At 36.8% G+C, this 16,363-nt stretch carries 15 protein-coding genes and 2 other annotated features; of the genes, 11 read left to right on the top strand and 4 right to left on the bottom strand.

The window, feature by feature from the left end; translation table 11 throughout:
• The first annotated feature begins 148 nt into the window (after window positions 1–148).
• The 9 genes from adhE to AC0ONG_RS20530 all read left to right on the top strand — a co-directional run bounded on the left by adhE (window position 149) and on the right by AC0ONG_RS20530 (window position 8,404).
• Window positions 149–2,752, top strand: a complete 2,604-nt coding sequence (adhE, locus tag AC0ONG_RS20570; RefSeq protein ID WP_016077248.1) for a bifunctional acetaldehyde-CoA/alcohol dehydrogenase — start codon at window positions 149–151, stop codon at window positions 2,750–2,752.
• 126 nt (window positions 2,753–2,878) lie between these two features.
• Window positions 2,879–3,106 carry a YrhC family protein gene (locus AC0ONG_RS20565; protein WP_000661454.1) on the top strand — a complete coding sequence of 76 codons (228 nt, stop codon included), beginning with the start codon at window positions 2,879–2,881 and terminating at the stop codon, window positions 3,104–3,106.
• A 157-nt stretch (window positions 3,107–3,263) separates the two neighbouring features.
• The gene (locus AC0ONG_RS20560; protein WP_000748480.1) at window positions 3,264–4,211 is read left to right on the top strand and encodes an ABC transporter substrate-binding protein; all 948 of its coding nucleotides are present in this window, start codon (window positions 3,264–3,266) and stop codon (window positions 4,209–4,211) included.
• A 5-nt stretch (window positions 4,212–4,216) separates the two neighbouring features.
• A complete protein-coding gene (locus AC0ONG_RS20555) occupies window positions 4,217–5,245 on the top strand; it encodes a FecCD family ABC transporter permease (protein ID WP_002082127.1) in 1,029 nt (342 codons plus the stop codon).
• The gene (locus AC0ONG_RS20550; protein ID WP_000626531.1) at window positions 5,232–6,050 is read left to right on the top strand and encodes an ABC transporter ATP-binding protein; all 819 of its coding nucleotides are present in this window, start codon (window positions 5,232–5,234) and stop codon (window positions 6,048–6,050) included. The genes AC0ONG_RS20555 and AC0ONG_RS20550 overlap by 14 nt, the downstream gene beginning before the upstream one ends.
• Window positions 6,017–6,412: an ankyrin repeat domain-containing protein gene (locus AC0ONG_RS20545; protein ID WP_001192766.1), complete on the top strand. Its 396-nt coding sequence runs from the start codon at window positions 6,017–6,019 to the stop codon at window positions 6,410–6,412. Before AC0ONG_RS20550 ends, AC0ONG_RS20545 begins: the two co-directional genes overlap by 34 nt.
• A gap of 402 nt (window positions 6,413–6,814) precedes the next feature.
• The gene (locus AC0ONG_RS20540; protein ID WP_003263049.1) at window positions 6,815–7,378 is read left to right on the top strand and encodes a GNAT family N-acetyltransferase; all 564 of its coding nucleotides are present in this window, start codon (window positions 6,815–6,817) and stop codon (window positions 7,376–7,378) included.
• 68 nt (window positions 7,379–7,446) lie between these two features.
• Window positions 7,447–7,905 carry a GNAT family N-acetyltransferase gene (locus AC0ONG_RS20535; RefSeq protein WP_000276127.1) on the top strand — a complete coding sequence of 153 codons (459 nt, stop codon included), beginning with the start codon at window positions 7,447–7,449 and terminating at the stop codon, window positions 7,903–7,905.
• Between the two features lie 121 nt (window positions 7,906–8,026).
• Window positions 8,027–8,404, top strand: coding sequence for a hotdog family protein (locus AC0ONG_RS20530; RefSeq protein ID WP_000111562.1), 378 nt, complete (start codon window positions 8,027–8,029; stop codon window positions 8,402–8,404).
• Between the two features lie 37 nt (window positions 8,405–8,441).
• On the opposite strand, the gene AC0ONG_RS20525 is transcribed toward AC0ONG_RS20530, so the two are convergent.
• Window positions 8,442–8,987, bottom strand: a complete 546-nt coding sequence (locus AC0ONG_RS20525) for a helix-turn-helix domain-containing protein (RefSeq protein WP_001020693.1) — start codon at window positions 8,985–8,987, stop codon at window positions 8,442–8,444.
• A 156-nt stretch (window positions 8,988–9,143) separates the two neighbouring features.
• Here AC0ONG_RS20525 and AC0ONG_RS20520 point away from each other — a divergent pair, with 156 nt between their 5' ends.
• On the top strand, window positions 9,144–9,548 hold the full coding sequence (locus AC0ONG_RS20520; protein WP_474203859.1) for a DoxX family protein: 405 nt from the start codon (window positions 9,144–9,146) through the stop codon (window positions 9,546–9,548).
• Window positions 9,549–9,570: 22 nt separating this feature from the next.
• The gene (locus AC0ONG_RS20515; protein ID WP_000009841.1) at window positions 9,571–10,428 is read left to right on the top strand and encodes a VOC family protein; all 858 of its coding nucleotides are present in this window, start codon (window positions 9,571–9,573) and stop codon (window positions 10,426–10,428) included.
• 14 nt (window positions 10,429–10,442) lie between these two features.
• On the opposite strand, the gene AC0ONG_RS20510 is transcribed toward AC0ONG_RS20515, so the two are convergent.
• From AC0ONG_RS20510 to AC0ONG_RS20500, 3 genes are all read right to left on the bottom strand, one after another.
• Window positions 10,443–10,757 (bottom strand): 4a-hydroxytetrahydrobiopterin dehydratase, encoded by a 315-nt coding sequence (locus AC0ONG_RS20510; protein WP_000979537.1) that lies wholly within the window; start codon window positions 10,755–10,757, stop codon window positions 10,443–10,445.
• On the bottom strand, window positions 10,738–12,492 hold the full coding sequence (locus AC0ONG_RS20505) for an aromatic amino acid hydroxylase (RefSeq protein ID WP_000163192.1): 1,755 nt from the start codon (window positions 12,490–12,492) through the stop codon (window positions 10,738–10,740). The genes AC0ONG_RS20510 and AC0ONG_RS20505 overlap by 20 nt, the downstream gene beginning before the upstream one ends.
• 163 nt (window positions 12,493–12,655) lie before the next feature.
• Window positions 12,656–12,883 (bottom strand) — a binding site (T-box leader).
• A gap of 50 nt (window positions 12,884–12,933) precedes the next feature.
• Window positions 12,934–13,162, bottom strand: a binding site (T-box leader).
• 220 nt (window positions 13,163–13,382) lie between these two features.
• Window positions 13,383–16,136, bottom strand: a complete 2,754-nt coding sequence (locus AC0ONG_RS20500; protein ID WP_000754159.1) for a S8 family peptidase — start codon at window positions 16,134–16,136, stop codon at window positions 13,383–13,385.
• Between the last annotated feature and the right edge of the window lie 227 nt (window positions 16,137–16,363).

Here is a 16,363-nt window from a genome sequence, read left to right as displayed (position 1 = left end):
AAATGTTATTCATAAATAAACTTGTGAAATACTTCACAAACAATGGGATTCATGTAGGACGGTAACTCTATTTTTTTCGCTAATCGGGACTTATTATGACCTATAGGGACTTATAAAGACCGTGATAACAGAATAGGAGGAAATTTACATGGTAGTCAAAGAGAAAGTTGTAAATGAAATGCAAGAGGTAAAAGAGATGATTGATACGTTAGTAAATAACGGTCAACAAGCTTTACAAACATTAGAAAGTTTTACACAAGAGCAGATTGACAACATTGTTCATGAAATGGCATTAGCAGGTGTTGATCAACATATGCCACTTGCAAAATTGGCTGTTGAAGAAACAGGCCGTGGTGTCTATGAAGACAAATGCATTAAAAATATTTTTGCCACTGAATATATTTGGCATAGTATAAAGCAAGATAAAACGGTAGGAATTATTCACGAAGATCCTCATGAAGAAATAATAGAAATTGCAGAACCTGTCGGTGTAGTAGCTGGGGTAACACCAGTAACGAATCCAACGTCGACAACAATGTTTAAAGCGTTGATTGCGATAAAAACGAGAAATCCAATTATTTTCGCATTTCATCCTTCTGCACAAAATTGTTCGGTGGCAGCAGCGAAAACCGTATATGATGCAGCAATGAAAGCTGGTGCACCAAAACATTGTATTCAATGGATTGAAAGACCGTCTGTCGAAGCGACGAAACAATTAATGAACCATGATGGTGTGGCACTCGTTCTAGCAACTGGAGGCGCTGGTATGGTGAAATCAGCTTACTCTACTGGAAAACCAGCGCTAGGTGTAGGTCCTGGTAATGTACCGTGTTATATAGAAAAATCAGCACATGTAAAACGAGCTGTTAATGATTTAATTTTATCGAAAACATTTGATAACGGTATGATTTGTGCATCGGAACAAGCAATCATTGTCGATAAAGAAATCTATGATGATGTTAAAACAGAAATGATCGAAAACAATTGTTACTTTGTAACAGAAGAAGAAAGAAAAAAATTAGAAAAGCTCGTTATTAATGAAAATACATGTGCAGTAAATAGTGATATTGTAGGAAAATCAGCACAGTATATTGCCGAATTAGTTGGGATTACTGTTCCTGAACATACAAAAATGCTTGTAGCTGAAATTCAAGGTATCGGAGCAGCATACCCGTTATCTCGTGAGAAACTGAGCCCAGTATTAGCCTGTGTGAAGGCGAATTCATTAGAAAAAGGATTTACATATTGCGAAGAAATGTTGAACCTCGGTGGTTTAGGACATTCAGCAGTTATTCATTCTACAAATAAAGAAGTGCAAAAGCAATTTGGATTACGTATGAAAGCTTGCCGTCTCATTGTAAATGCACCTTCATCACAAGGTGGAATAGGGGATATATATAACGGATTTATTCCATCACTTACACTTGGTTGTGGTTCTTACGGAAAAAATTCAGTTTCCCAAAATGTAACAGCGACTCATTTATTAAATATAAAAAGGCTGGCAAATAGAAAAAAGAATATGCAGTGGTTCAAATTGCCACCAAAAATTTATTTTGAAAAACATGCTACAGCGTATTTAGCAAATATGCCTAACATTTCACGTGCATTTATTGTAACGGATCCTGGAATGGTTGAACATGGCTATGTGGATACAGTCACGCACTATTTAAACAAGCATGCAAATGATGTGAAAATTGAAGTTTTCTTTGAGGTCGAACCAGATCCATCAGATGAAACTGTCTTTAAAGGTGCGGAAATGATGAGAAGCTTTAAGCCAGATGTAATTATCGCACTTGGTGGTGGTTCAGCTATGGATGCAGCAAAAGGAATGTGGTTATTCTATGAGCATCCAGAAACGACATTCTATGGCATTAAACAGAAGTTTTTAGATATAAGAAAACGTACATGTAAATATCCGGAATTAGGAAATAAGGCACAGTTTGTTGCGATTCCAACAACATCAGGAACAGGATCAGAAGTGACACCATTTGCGGTTATTACAGATAAGAAAAATAATATAAAGTATCCGCTCGCAGATTATGAATTAACACCAGATGTAGCAATTGTTGATCCGCAATTTGTAATGACAGTACCACCACATGTAACAGCAGATACTGGTATGGATGTTTTAACACATGCAATTGAGGCGTATGTGTCTGTTATGGCAAATGACTATACAGATGGATTAGCATTAAAAGCTATTGATCTCGTATTCAAATATTTACCGAGAGCATATAAAGATGGAAATGATGAAGAAGCACGGGAAAAAATGCATAACGCTTCTGCAATTGCAGGGATGGCATTTGCAAATGCTTTTCTAGGTATTAATCACAGCTTAGCACATAAAATTGGTCCAGAATTCCATATTCCGCACGGACGTGCAAATGCAATTCTTATGCCGCATGTAGTCCGCTATAATGCTATTAAGCCAAGAAAACACGCATTGTTCCCAAAATATGAGCACTTTGTAGCAGATGAACGCTATGCACATATTGCGAGAATGCTCGGGCTTCCAGCAAGCTCAGTAGCAGAAGGTGTGGAATCACTCGTCAAAGCAATTATTGAGCTTGGAAAAAGCTTAAATATTAATATGAGTATTGCAGGACAAGGGGTAGATAAAGAGCAATTTGAAGAGGTTGTTGGAGTATTAGCAGAAAGAGCTTTTGAAGATCAATGTACAACTGCTAATCCAAAGTTACCGCTTATTTCAGAGCTGAAAGAAATTTATATGGAAGCATATAAAGGTGAATAATGATTAAAAAAGAGCCGCAGTAAAGCGGCTCTTTTTTTGTTGGAAAACATCTCCCAGAATGGCTGTATTTACTGGTCTTTCAGTTTCATAGAATATGATAAAGTGAAATGGAGGAGTGAGAATATAATGAAAGAATTACAAGGGAAAATAGAAGATTATACTAGGTTCGGACAAATTCTTCTCGCTGTAAGTACATTGTTAATGGTTGGCTTGTTGATTCCGGATGGAGCAAAAGAGACAATCCAATTTTTTGTTATGATGGGGAGTATCGTTATATTTTTAAGTTTATCGTTCTTTTTCTTTCAGCGTGTGAAAGTGATGCGTGACCAGTTAGAGGAAAATGAATGTGAATAATATTGTTAACTAGAACGCGGCGAAAAGAAAGAATCTTTTTGTCGCGCTTTTTGTTTTTTGTAGAAAAATGTATGCGTTTCATGTTGACAATGATAATCCTTATCAATTAAAGTAGAATAGTAGTTAATGATTATCATTATCAATTAGAGGTGAAGGAATGAAAAAATCTATTACGCTATTTACAGCGATTTTATCTATTTTTTTCTTGTTAATAGGTTGCAGTACCAAAGGGGACGAAAAAGCGTCTGCAACCAAAACAGAAAAAGGAAAAGAAAAAATCGAAATTACCGACCTGTCAGGGAGAAAGGTAACATTCGATAAAGTACCAGAAAGTTTTGCAACATTAAGTATGGGGGACATGGATATTATTCATGCTTTAGGTGGAAAAGTAGTAGGTCGTCCGGATACGAAATTAACTCTTCCAGAGGAGTTAAAGAAGGCAAAAGTAATCGGGAATGCACATCAACCGAATTTTGAGCAAATTGCTAGTTTAAAGCCCGATGTACTTGTTGCTAACAATGGATTCCAAAAGAACGTGCCAACGGTTGAAGGACAAGGAACGAAAGTAATCATTTCTTCTGCGAATTCTGTACAAGATATTCAAAAGAATATTGAATTATATGGAACGGCAATGAAGAAAGAAGATAAAGCAAAAGAACTTAATCAAAAAATCAATAATCAAATGAAGAAATATGAGAAAAAGAGCGATGTGAAAGCATTGCTAGTGTATGGCGCACCAGGTACTTATTTAGCGGCATTACCAACATCTTTATCAGGTGATATTTTAGAAAAAACAGGCGGAAAAAATATTGCTTCTGATTTTCCAGAAATGAAAGAATATCCGCAATATGCACAGCTAAGTGTAGAACGTATTATTGAGGCGAATCCAGATGTCATTTATTTAATTACACACGGAGATCCAACAAGTGTGAAAAAAGCATTCGAAGGCGAAATGATGAAAAATGAAGCGTGGAAAAATTTAGATGCAGTAAAACAAAACCGCGTAGTTATTTTGCCACCTGATTTATTTGGATCTAATCCTGGGACAAAAGTTACAGAAGCGATGGACTTTATGTATAAAAGTATACAAGATGTAAGGAAATGATACGTATGGAAAGTAGTGAAGTAGTAAGAGAAAAGGAACATCCTTTTGCGAAAAAAAGATGGATAATAGCAGTTACTTTAGTTGTATTAACAATTCTAGGCCTCTTTTACGGTCTTTTCGCAGGAAGTTTATCCTTTTCTGTACGAGACATTCTAACAGGTATACAAGATGAGGGTTCGACAGTACATCGAATTGTATGGGATCTTCGCATACCGAGAGTGCTCGTTGGGTTTATAGTAGGAACATGTTTAGCTGCATCTGGTACACTGCTGCAAGGGGTTATGAGAAACCCTCTTGCAGATCCTGGTATTATCGGAGTTTCATCTGGGGCAGGTCTTGTAGCAATTGTCATCATGATTTTATTCCCACAGCATCTAGCTTTTTTACCACTAGGGGCGTTTTTAGGAGCTTTCATAACAGCGATGGTTATTTATGCTTTATCATGGCAAAAAGGGGCACCACCTTCAAGAATCGTCTTAGTAGGGGTGTCGATCAATGCATTAATTGGTGCAGCAACGTCAGCATTAATGTTATTACATAGTGACAAAGTACAATCCGTGTTACCGTGGCTAGCGGGTGGTATTGGTGGTGTAAGTTGGGCACATTTAAACATGATTATTTATTATGCAATATTCGCCATTATATTAGCTTTCTTTGGCATTAAGCATATTCGAGTGTTAATGCTTGGAGATGAAATGGCAAAGTTATTAGGACATAACGTGGAAAAAAGTCGGTTTTATTTAATCGTAGTAAGTACATTATTAGCTGGAATTGCAGTAAGTGTATCTGGTCTTATTGGATTTGTCGGTCTTGTCGTACCACATATGCTACGTTTATTAGTTGGAAATGATTATAGATATTTGCTACCTTTATCATGCCTTGGCGGCGGTGTATTACTTGTTTTTGCGGATGCAATAGCTCGAAGTTGGTTCGATCCAATCGAATTGCCTGTTGGTATTTTACTGTCCTTCTTAGGTGGTCCGTTCTTCTTATATTTAATTCATAGAGGAGGAAAACAACGTGATTTCCGTTAACAAAGTGTTTTATGCACACTCTGAAAGATTTCAAATGCAAAATATGAATGTACATATTAAGGCTGGAGAAATCGTTAGTTTAATTGGTCCGAATGGATCGGGAAAATCTACTTTGCTTCGTTTAATAGCAAGGCTACTGAAACAAAGCGAAGGGGACATCATTTTAGATGGGAAAAACATTCATATGATGAAGAGTGCTGATGTAGCGAAGCAATTAGCAATGTTACCACAAATGCATGATCATCAATTAGATTTAACAGTGAAAGAACTAATTGAGTTCGGAAGAGGTCCACATAAATCATGGAGTAGCCGCTTAAATAAAGAAGATGAAGAAATTGTTGATTGGGCATTGTCTGTTACAAATCTTGAAGGGTATGAATATCGTCTTTTACATTCTTTATCAGGAGGGGAACGGCAACGTGCTTGGATTGCCATGACGCTAGCGCAACGTACAAATGTCTTATTATTGGATGAACCAACAACCTTTTTAGATATCGTTCACCAGTTGGAAGTAATGGAACTTGTGAAACGATTAAATGAGGAGTATGGAATGACAATTATAATGGTTTTACATGACATTAACCAAGCTGCTCAATATAGCGATCGTTTACTCGTATTAAAGCGAGGAAAGATTCAGTATGATGGTATACCAGAAGAAGTGCTATGCCATGAAATGTTTCAACATGTATTTGGCATAGATGTAGATATCTTTCAAGGAAGTGACAAGCCGTTTTTTACACCGAAACGAATTTCTAAAAGGGGAGAAGAGCGATGCAAACAGAAGAGCGTATTACCACTGAATTAGTAAGAGAATTTGTTATGGCAGCTCACGGGGATTTAGAGAAAGTACAAGAGCTATTGGTTGAATCGCCAAGCTTACTTCACGCCTCTTATAATTGGGGTGGATCAGATTGGGAAAGTGCGTTAGGGGCATCGGCACATGTAGGTCGTAAAGATATTGCTCTTTATTTACTAGAAAAGGGTGCTCGGATGGATATTTTTGCAGCAGCTATGCTTGGTGAATTAGAAGTTGTACAAGCTATTTTAGTAGCTCAACCAGAAGCATTGCGTGCATCTGGTCCTCATGGCATTTCTCTTCTTCAGCATGCACGAATGGGTGGAGAGAAATCTAAGCGTGTATATGATTATTTAGCAATACTATCTTAATGAACGAAGGAAGTTCTTATGTGCGGTAAACTTTTCACTTGAAACAATTGGAAAGTTTACCGCCCGTTAGAACGGGATAAGTATCTAGTATATTTGAAAATCCTACACCCCCTCAACTGTAGTTTTCTTAATACTAGTTATGATATGGATGCAGTAGACGAAATTTGTCTACTGCTTTTTTTAGTCGTTAAGAATGAATATTCTGTATTTTATTGTGGGTTCATTTATCCCGCTATTTGCGGGCAGTAAGTCTCCCGCCTCAAAATTCAGCTAGAGCAAAGAAGTTAGATGGGAGATCCACTGCCCGTAAACGCTCGATTGGTGAGGGCTGATAATCAGTGGGGGTGAACAAAATTCCCCACTGATTAAAGTTTCACTTTATAATTAATAGTAACATTTCGTATGCATACAAAACATGATCGTGAAATTAAGAATAAATTAGTGGAAAGGAGTGCAGGCATGTTTCATACAGATCGTTTACAAATTCGCAAATATACAATGGATGATTTACAGTTCTATGCTTCACTATGGGGGAACGAGAAGGTAATGCGCTATATTGGAAATGGGACGTTAAAAACATATATACAGTGTAAAAAAAGTTTGGAGGAGTGGGTCATTCCTAGCTATAAAAACGGTCTCGGTTTATTTGTATTGATTGAAAAGGAAACGGGAACAAGAATTGGTCATGCAGGGCTGGTAAAGCAGCAGATTGATGGAAAAGAGGAAATTGAAATTGGTTATTGGTTACTTCCTCAGTATTGGGGAAAAGGGTATGCAAAAGAAGCGGCGGCAGCATTTCGAGACTACGGTTTCCAAGCATTACGAATGAATAAATTAATTTCTCTCATTAACCCGAATCATCCCGCCTCAATATTTGTTGCTAGAAAGACAGGGCTCAGCTATGAGAAAACAACTTTATTTCATGGGATGGATGTTCTTGTTTATTCCATTAAACGTGTTGGATGAAAAATTACTTTTTTAAAGGTAAATTGCATTTTTTGAAGAATGGTATATGAAAATAAAGGGGGGATTACATGTACATTTATCATAATGGACTTATTATTCGTGAGGGAACGAGTAGCGTACCAGCATATGCAATTAAAGCATTGTTTGAAGATGCCGGTTGGAGTAATGATAATATCCCTTCTTGGCAAATTGAAAAATTTACGATAGCATTCGAAAATTCAACATGGGCTTTCACAATTTGGGATGAGGAAGAGATGGTTGCGATGGTTAGAGTCATTTCTGATGGAATTATGATTGCGAACATAGTAAATTTAGTTGTGAAGTGTGAATATAGAGGGAAGGGATTAGGTAAGAAGCTTGTAGCTCTTTGCCTGCAAAAACTTCCCCACGGTGATTGGTTTGCGCATACATCAGCGAACAATTTTGATTTTTATAGAAGTTGTGGATTTGAAGTTAGAGAGCTATCGAGAAATGGAACATGTGCGTATTATGGATACCAAGTCGCGAAAAGAGATGGTCACCGATAAATGAATGGAAAGTAAAAAAGTATAGCGAGGTAATTTTGAGACTTTTGATAATAGAGAATGGATTGAGGCTCGTTTTATGATAAAATAAAAGAAAATTCTGTTTATTATTAGGGGGATAAAAATGAGTGTAAAAGCTGGGGATGTATTTAAATATGAAAGAAGATTTACTGAGGAAGAAGTTTTTGAATTTGCAAATATTACCGGTGATAAAGGTAGACACCATATGGAATACGATGAAAATGGAAGATTAATGGTTCATGGTTTATTGACTGCTAGCATTGGGACGAAAGTGGGAGAAGAGTTACATTACATAGCAAGAGAATTAGTAAGTGAGTTTATTAGACCAGTTTTCACAGGAGATACGATCACTTGTGAACTAACTTTAACAAATGTTGAGCAAATGGAAGGCTATAAAAAAGTTTCAATCGAGTCAGTTTATCGCAATCAGCATGAAAAGACTGTACTAGTTGGGACAAGTTATGGAATTATAAGGGGATAAAAAAGAAGCCTGTTTAACAGGCTTCTTTTTTTATTATTTAATAAACACGTTTTCGATTTTCCGCATAACTCGAGATGAGTAATAATGCAGTTTCTTCTCCTATATTACGAACAATATGAGGAACGCATGCATTCCATGAGAAAGAATCACCTTCTTCTACAATTGCAATATCTTCACCGTGCTGAACTTCTAGTTTTCCGCGTAATACAAGGTGACATTCTTCCCCTTCATGGGCATTTGGTGAGTTTTCTTTCGGGAATCCAGTAGGGATTTCTACTAAAGATAGGCGAAGGCCCCCTTGCTCCGCAACATGTTCAATTCTTTGCTCATCTTTGCCGTATACACTGTATTTCCGTTCTTCTTTTTTGACAATTTTTAATCGATCTTTTTGCTCTAACAATAAATAGGGAAGGGGAACGTTTAAAAAATTGGAGATCGTTTCTAAAGTTGAGATAGATGGTGATGTTTTATTATTTTCAACCTGACTCATAAATCCTTTAGAAAGACCTGTTCCCTCGCAAATTTGTGCAATTGTTATGCCTCTACGTTGACGAATTTCACGTATTGCAGAACCAATATTCATAAAATCAAGCTCCTTTTTGTAAACAACTATTTGTATCATAGCAAAAAAAATATATTTTTTCCCAGTGAAAATGAATTGACGAATAAAAAAAATTAGTGTATGTTTTGTAATGTGAATAAAAGTTTTGTATAAGAAAACTATAAAGGAGAGAATGAAATGAATCAACATATTGGTAACTTAATTATTCGTATCGTGTTAGGGGTAACATTCTTCATGCACGGTTTAACAAAATTCCAATCAGGAATTGACAATATTGCAGGATGGTTTACAAGTATTGGTTTACCAGGAGGACTTGCATACGGTGTAGCAACGTTTGAATTAGTTGGAGGTCTATTATTAATTCTAGGTTTAGGTGTAAGATATATTGGATTATTATTTGCACTTGTTATGGTTGGAGCAATCGTAAAAGTGAAATGGTCAGCTGGTTTATTGGGAGATGGAACAAATCCTGGTTTCGAATTAGAACTTGCATTATTAGCAATGGGTGCATACTTATTTGTTGCAAAAGCTGATGGTTTTGTAGATAATTTCTTAAAAGAAAAAATGTCAAAGAAGAACTAATTTAAATGGGGGGGCTAACAAGATGAGTTTTCAACTTCATCCCGATACAACACTTGATGTTGTTCATTTATACGTATCTAATGTAAAGAAATCACTAGAGTTTTATACGGAAGTACTAAGTATGAAGGTGCTAAAAGAAGAAGAAGCAGTCGTTACATTTGGGAATGAAAATGATGAACCACTTCTTATCATTGAAGAAAAGAAAGAAGCTTTTCCGAAGCAAAGAGGAAGAACAGGGTTATATCATTACGCAATTTTATTACCAAGTAGACAGGATTTAGCGAATGTTCTTCGTCATCTTGTAGAGATGGTATATCCACTACATGGCGGAGCCGATCATTACTTTAGTGAAGCTCTTTATTTAGCTGATCCAGATGGAAACGGGATTGAAATTTATCATGATCGACAAAAAGAAGTTTGGCGTGATGAGAATGGAGAACTCCCATTTGTTAGTAACCCGTTAGCTGGTGAAGAATTATTACAGCAAGGAAGTACATGGAATGGCTTTCCAGCTGGTACTGTGATGGGGCATATTCATTTTCATGTAGCTGATTTAGAGGAAGCGAAACGTTTCTATGTTGATGGTCTTGGTTTTGAAGTAACGATTCCAGCTCGTAATGGAGCATTGTTCGTATCTGCAGGTGGTTATCATCATCATATCGGTTTAAATACATGGCAAGGTGAAGGGGTACCACCGCAAATGCCAGGTTCTGTTGGTTTGAAATATTTCACAGTTGTACTAGCGAATGAAAAACAAAAAGAGCAAGTATGTGAAAGCTTAAAAAATATTGGCAAGATTGCTACGTACAAAGATGGAATATTACAAGCCCAAGATCCATTTGGACATTGTATCCATTTCAAAATAAAAGGAGAAGCCTAAAAAGGCTTCTCCTTTTATTTTCTTATAATTGCTTTTTCGTTTTGTAAAAATAGTTCATCAAATTGTTTTGCAAGCTCAAAATCTAGTTTCGTTAAACCTTTTGCATTCCAAGATGACAAAGTAATAATAACTGCTTTATACTGGATAAGGATAAATGGATGGTGATTATGTTCTTCTGATAGTTTGGCGGCTTCAGAGACAAATTCGACTCCTTTTAAGTAGTCGGAAAACATATATTTTCGTTCAATCCATTTCTCATCTTTTACCATCCATTTATCTACCTTCAATAATTCTTCGTGAACTTCTTCTTCAGTTAATCTTAGCATCATTTTTCACATCCTTTACTGGAAGTAACGCAAGACCATTGTTAATAAGGCGTGTTACAGCTTCGTCAGTTGTGAAGGCAGAAAGTTGATGTAGTAATGCTGCCGATGTTTCATGCCCTTTGTTATGCTCTAAAAGTAACTCTAATACTTCAAGGCGCAGCAACCATTCTTTCGCATAAAATTTATTTAATACTTCTTGAATTGCTACTAATTGATCGATATGCGCGTCGTGTAAAATCCCCTCACTTCGAATATCTCGCACTGTTTGATACATACGTTCAAGTTCATTCAGTACAAGTGGAGCAGGAATTTCGTGAACTTCTTCATCCATTGGGAAAAATGCTGCGGCATCTGCGGCACCTGGGAATACTGAAGTGATTTGTGAGCCAACAGCCATATCAAATGCGCCCCATGAAGCATCAAATAAAACGCGGGCGTTATAAGTAACTGTGCAATCGATAAAGGAAATAAGAGCAATTTTCTTATCGTTTTTTACAATATCTGTTACTGTTCCTTTTACATGAATACCACTTGCAAAAGTAAACTCAGCGATAGTTCCAATTGTAATTCCTAATGATTGTAGTTGTTCGTCTGTACAATTTTCTAATGCAATATTTTCAGTGAGTAATCCAATCGGTGTTCCAAATCCGTCACTGTGTACAGAAGTAGAATGATTTGCTAACTGTTTATTATGAAGCGCTAATGCCGTTGGCGAATTTGTTCGCATGTAAATTAATTCACCTGCATCGTTTTCAATTGTCTCGCTAAATGTACCTGTAATTTGTAATCCACTATTTAGCTCAGCTGTTGCATAGTTCTCAGAGCGAATTGCTTTTTCTAAACCTTCTTTTCCACCTGTTTTAAAGGCCATTGTTTTAGAAAATGTTTCAAGCGCATCTGTTAATTCTTCAAAGGATTCACAAACAAATAGTTGTGGTTGCATTTTTGTTACGTCATAAGTTGTCCCTGTACATGCTTCGATAGAAAATGGAACCTTTTCTACAGCGTCTGTTAAGCAATGTTTGCTTTCGCCAACAGAAGAAAGGAGACCAGCACCATATATTTTTGGATCATCTATATTTCCGATTAATCCATATTCTACTGTCCACCAGAAAAGACGTGAAATTTGTTCAGCTTCTGATAAACCAGAAACTAAGTTTTGTTTTTCAATTACAGCATTTTCAGCAGCCTTAACTTCATCAGGAGTAGAAGTAGGGCTTTCTTTTACTATCGTTAATGTACGAACAGCTTCAAATGCATCATGTTCTTCTTTTGTAGAGAAAGCTTTTGCACCAATTTGCCCAAAACGTTTCACATATTTTGCATATGTAGGATCAAGTAAAATCGGTGCGTGTCCTGCGGCTTCGTGTACGATATCTGGAGCTGGTGTGTACTCGATATTTTCTACTTTCCGAATATCTGTTGCGATCGGTAGTAATCCGTGTCCTTGAAAATCGAAGAATGCTACGCCGGGAATAAGTCCGTCAATCGTTACAGCGCCCCAGCCACTTGGTGCCAAACACTCATTCATTTCTTCTACTTTTGGAATTGCATCTATATTAATACCAGATGATTGTAGTCCGTTCACATAGGCTGGATGAGCAACGTCTTTTAAGAAGCTATGATTTTGTCTCATAATATAACGCCACACAGCGTGATTCACCGGTGTGTATTGATCATAATGTTGTGTGGATACGAATGGTTTTAAATGCGATGGAATTTCTGTTTTCTTTGTCATTTAGACATCCTCCTTTTTTTCTATAAAATTGAATATCGATTTCGTATAGCTTGTATCACCTCCCTTCATTATTTGTAAGCGCTTATAAAATTTTATCATAAGATTCGGAATTATTTAACATCTGTTTCTGTGAGAAATAGAAAAAGCCCCTATCGGAAAATCCGATAGGGGCGAAAGAATCGCGGTACCACCCTATTTGTAAGTGAAAATATACTTACATCTCAATTAATGATAACGGAAAAATTCCGTCTTTTCCTTCATGCATAAAAGCACTACGAAAAAGAAGCTCCAGAATTGTAATTCATACTTATATATGTGCTAATTTCCACCGACCATTAGCTCTCTGTAACAGGGATATAAGATACTACTGCGATTCTTTCAACGCGTATATATGAAATTGTGTAAGAGGATGGACGCAAAAAAGTCCCTATCGGAAAATCCGATAGGGACGATAAAAATCGCGGTACCACCCTATTTGTAAACAACTAATTGTTTACCACTCACTTTACGATAACGGAAAGATCCGTCTTTCTCTTCATGCATAAAAAGCATTACGGGAAAGAAGCTCCAGAATTGTAATTCACGCTTATATATGTACTGATTCGCACCAACCATCAGTTCTCTGAGACAGTGATATAAGTCGCTACTAGTATTCCTTCAAAGCCGATATATAATTCGTTTAACTAAACTATGTTTTGTATTATAAAACTATATTAAAAAAATTGTCAACAAAAATTTTTTATCCCGTGTTAATGAGCAGTAAAATTCCTACCTCAAAATTCGGTTGGAGCAAAGAAGTGAGATGGGAGATTAACTGCCCGTAACTCCCGATTGGTGAAGGGTAATAATCAGTGGGGATGAACGAAATCTCTACTGATTAAAGTTTCACTTTATTTCACTTCTAAATTAACAGTTAAATTAGAGGTATTGCCAGCTGCATCAGTTGCTACAATGTGAATAGTATTTTTTCCTTCTTGTAATTGAGTACGGTCGAAATAAATGTCATAGCTTTTCTCCCAAGGGTTCAGGAATGCCTGGTCCCATACACCATTTCCGTTAATTTCATATTGCATTCTCACTGGAATACCAGGTGCTATCCAACCAGATTCTGACATCCAATCTAGTAGAATATCATCAACTTTTCCTCTAATTACGAGATTTTCTTGGTCAACTTCGTATGTTAACTTAGGTGCAGTTCGATCAAGAAATACAGCAGCTGTTTGTTTTGTTTCTCCGCCAGAATTAGAAGCAACTGCTTCGATTTGATATAGCCCGTCAGCTAAAGGAGTGCCATCTGCTTTTGTACCATTCCATTTGAAAGGTTTGTATCCAGGAGTTGCATTTTTAGCTTGATGGATAATCCCTTGATACGTTACACGTTCTTTCGTAACTAAATTTGCATGCAATGTTACATCATCCACAGGCGCAACTAAATAGTAGTTGATGAGATTATCATCTAGTACGTGGTCGCCATTTGGGCTAAAAGTAGAATTAATAATTTCAAGTCCATCGATACGTTTATAATCTTTAGGCTCGATACTAAATGTGAATGGAATTCGAATTTCTTCTTTTGCCCCTTGTTCTTTTACATATACATTTCCAGTATACACACCTTGTGGTAGTGAGCTATCTACAGTGATAGTAAATGGTTTTTCGGTACTACTATTCGGTTGAATGCTAATCGATGAAGGGACAGAAGCTTTTACTTTTGTGTTTGTGTTTGCATCTAGTAACTCCACACGAGTTGAAAAACTTTTCTTTTTACTAGAAAGGTTTTGTAATGTAACATTTTGCGTCAGTTTTACTTTTCCACTATTTGGCTTAATAAGACCAAAGCTGACATTGTTAGGTTTTACTAATACATTTGTTTGAGCTGCTTTCGGAATGTTAATTAAACCAGATCCTTGTGCCATAACAGGGTATGTATTTTCATTGACATCATGTAATGTTTTTGCATTGTTAGCAAGAGCCGCTTTCAATTGTTCTGTCGTCCAATCAGGATGCATTTGACGCAAGAGGGCAACCGCTCCAGCTACTTGCGGAGCAGCCATACTTGTTCCGTTATGCGATTCATAGCCGCCTCGCGGTACTGTACTAGTAATTTGTACTCCAGGTGCAACAACATCAGGCTTTATTAGCCAACTTCCTTGTGATGGTCCTCTTGAACTAAAGTTACCGATAAGTTCTGTTTGCTTTGGTTGTCCAATTTTTATATTTTTCTTTCGTTTTGTAATTAAAGTTTTTAATTCTTCCCCATTTGTATTTGATAATTGCATTACTGGGACAGCTAGATGTTCACGTGAAAAATATTCCGGCATCATATTAATTTCTTTTTCGCTAGAGATTAATAACACACCAAGTGCACCAGCTTGTTTCGCTTGTTCTGCCTTTACTAATGTACTAGAAGTACCTTGTAAAATAAGTGCGAATTTCCCTTTCACATCTTGTTTTGCATAATCACTTGGATTGCCATAACCAACGTATACAAGAGGGGAATCATTTCCTATTGGAAAATCGGATTTTGATAACGGTAACCCTTGATATGTTTTGCTGGAACCAGCTACTTGGAATGTTGGAAACGGGATAGAAACCGTAGATGCTCCAACAGAAATGACACTACTTGCGTTACCGGGAGCATCAACAGACCAAGGTTTTGGTCCGTCATTTCCATTTGAAACGACAGTAGTAACACCAAGTTTCGCTGCTCGTTCTAACGTTAATGTTACAGGCTGATCAGGTACATTTAAATCCTGCCCAAGGGAGAGGTTTAACACATCCGCACCATCTTGAATCGCTCGCTCAATCCCTTGGATAATATCATCTGTTGTACCAGTTCCACCGTCATTCATTACACGATAGGCTAGAATAGAAGCGTTTGGAGCAACGCCTTTAATTTTTCCATTACCCGCAATAATTCCAGCTACATGAGTACCATGTACGTTACCATCCATTGGATCGCTATCTTCATCAACCGTGTCATATCCACCGATATAATTTGCCTTTAAGTCAGGGTGTGTATAGTCTACGCCAGAGTCGATAATGGCTACTTTCATGCCTTTTCCATCAAGCGGTTTGCCAGATGGATCTTTTAAATTCCACGCGTCAGGTGCACCAATTGTCGGTCCACCGATATTTGGTGCTTCTTCGTTAGTAGTACTTTTTGATGTTTCATGCAATTTATATGTTAAGTTCGGATAGACTGCTTTTACTTCAGGTAAAGAGGCAAGAGAGGTAATTTGATCTCCAGGAACTGAAATAGAGAATCCGGAAAATAACGTATTATACACTTCTTTAATTTTTGCACCAGGTGCTTTTTCTTTTATTTTCTTAGTCGTATCTTCTTGTGCTTTTTTTAGCTCAGCATGATAAGACTGCGCATTACTATTTTGTAAATCTGGAGCATGCTGAATATTACTTTGAGCAGCGAGAGGTGCATGTTGCAATTCTACAATTACTGATATTTCTTTTGTTGTTTTCGTTTCAACATTTTGAGCAATTTTATGTTCTCCCCACTGTTCAATCGTTGTTTTTAATTGTGGACTAAATTGCTTCTCCTTTTGTAGTGATTCAGCATGAGCGCTTAAAGCTCCAAAACTAGAAAAGACAAGCGCCATGCTTAATAGTGTAGATGTAGTTTTTTTCATTGATACTCCCCCTAATAAAAAAGTGCCAATATTCAGAAATGTAATCTTACATTTTAGTTAGAACTTATAAATATAAATGTTGGCTAAACTATACTTTCGACATAATTCATACCAATCCTCTATGAATTGAAAATTTCTTGGGGAATTTTTTCTGATTATGTCGAATCGATATTTTTCACATATTGTAGGAAGAAAGTGAGGAATGCTATGAGGGAAATGGAGTGATG

This window comes from Bacillus sp. TCT6 (genome assembly GCF_056033845.1).
The sequence above is the reverse complement of the archived record's forward strand: the minus strand, read 5'-3'. Positions and strand labels throughout refer to the sequence as shown.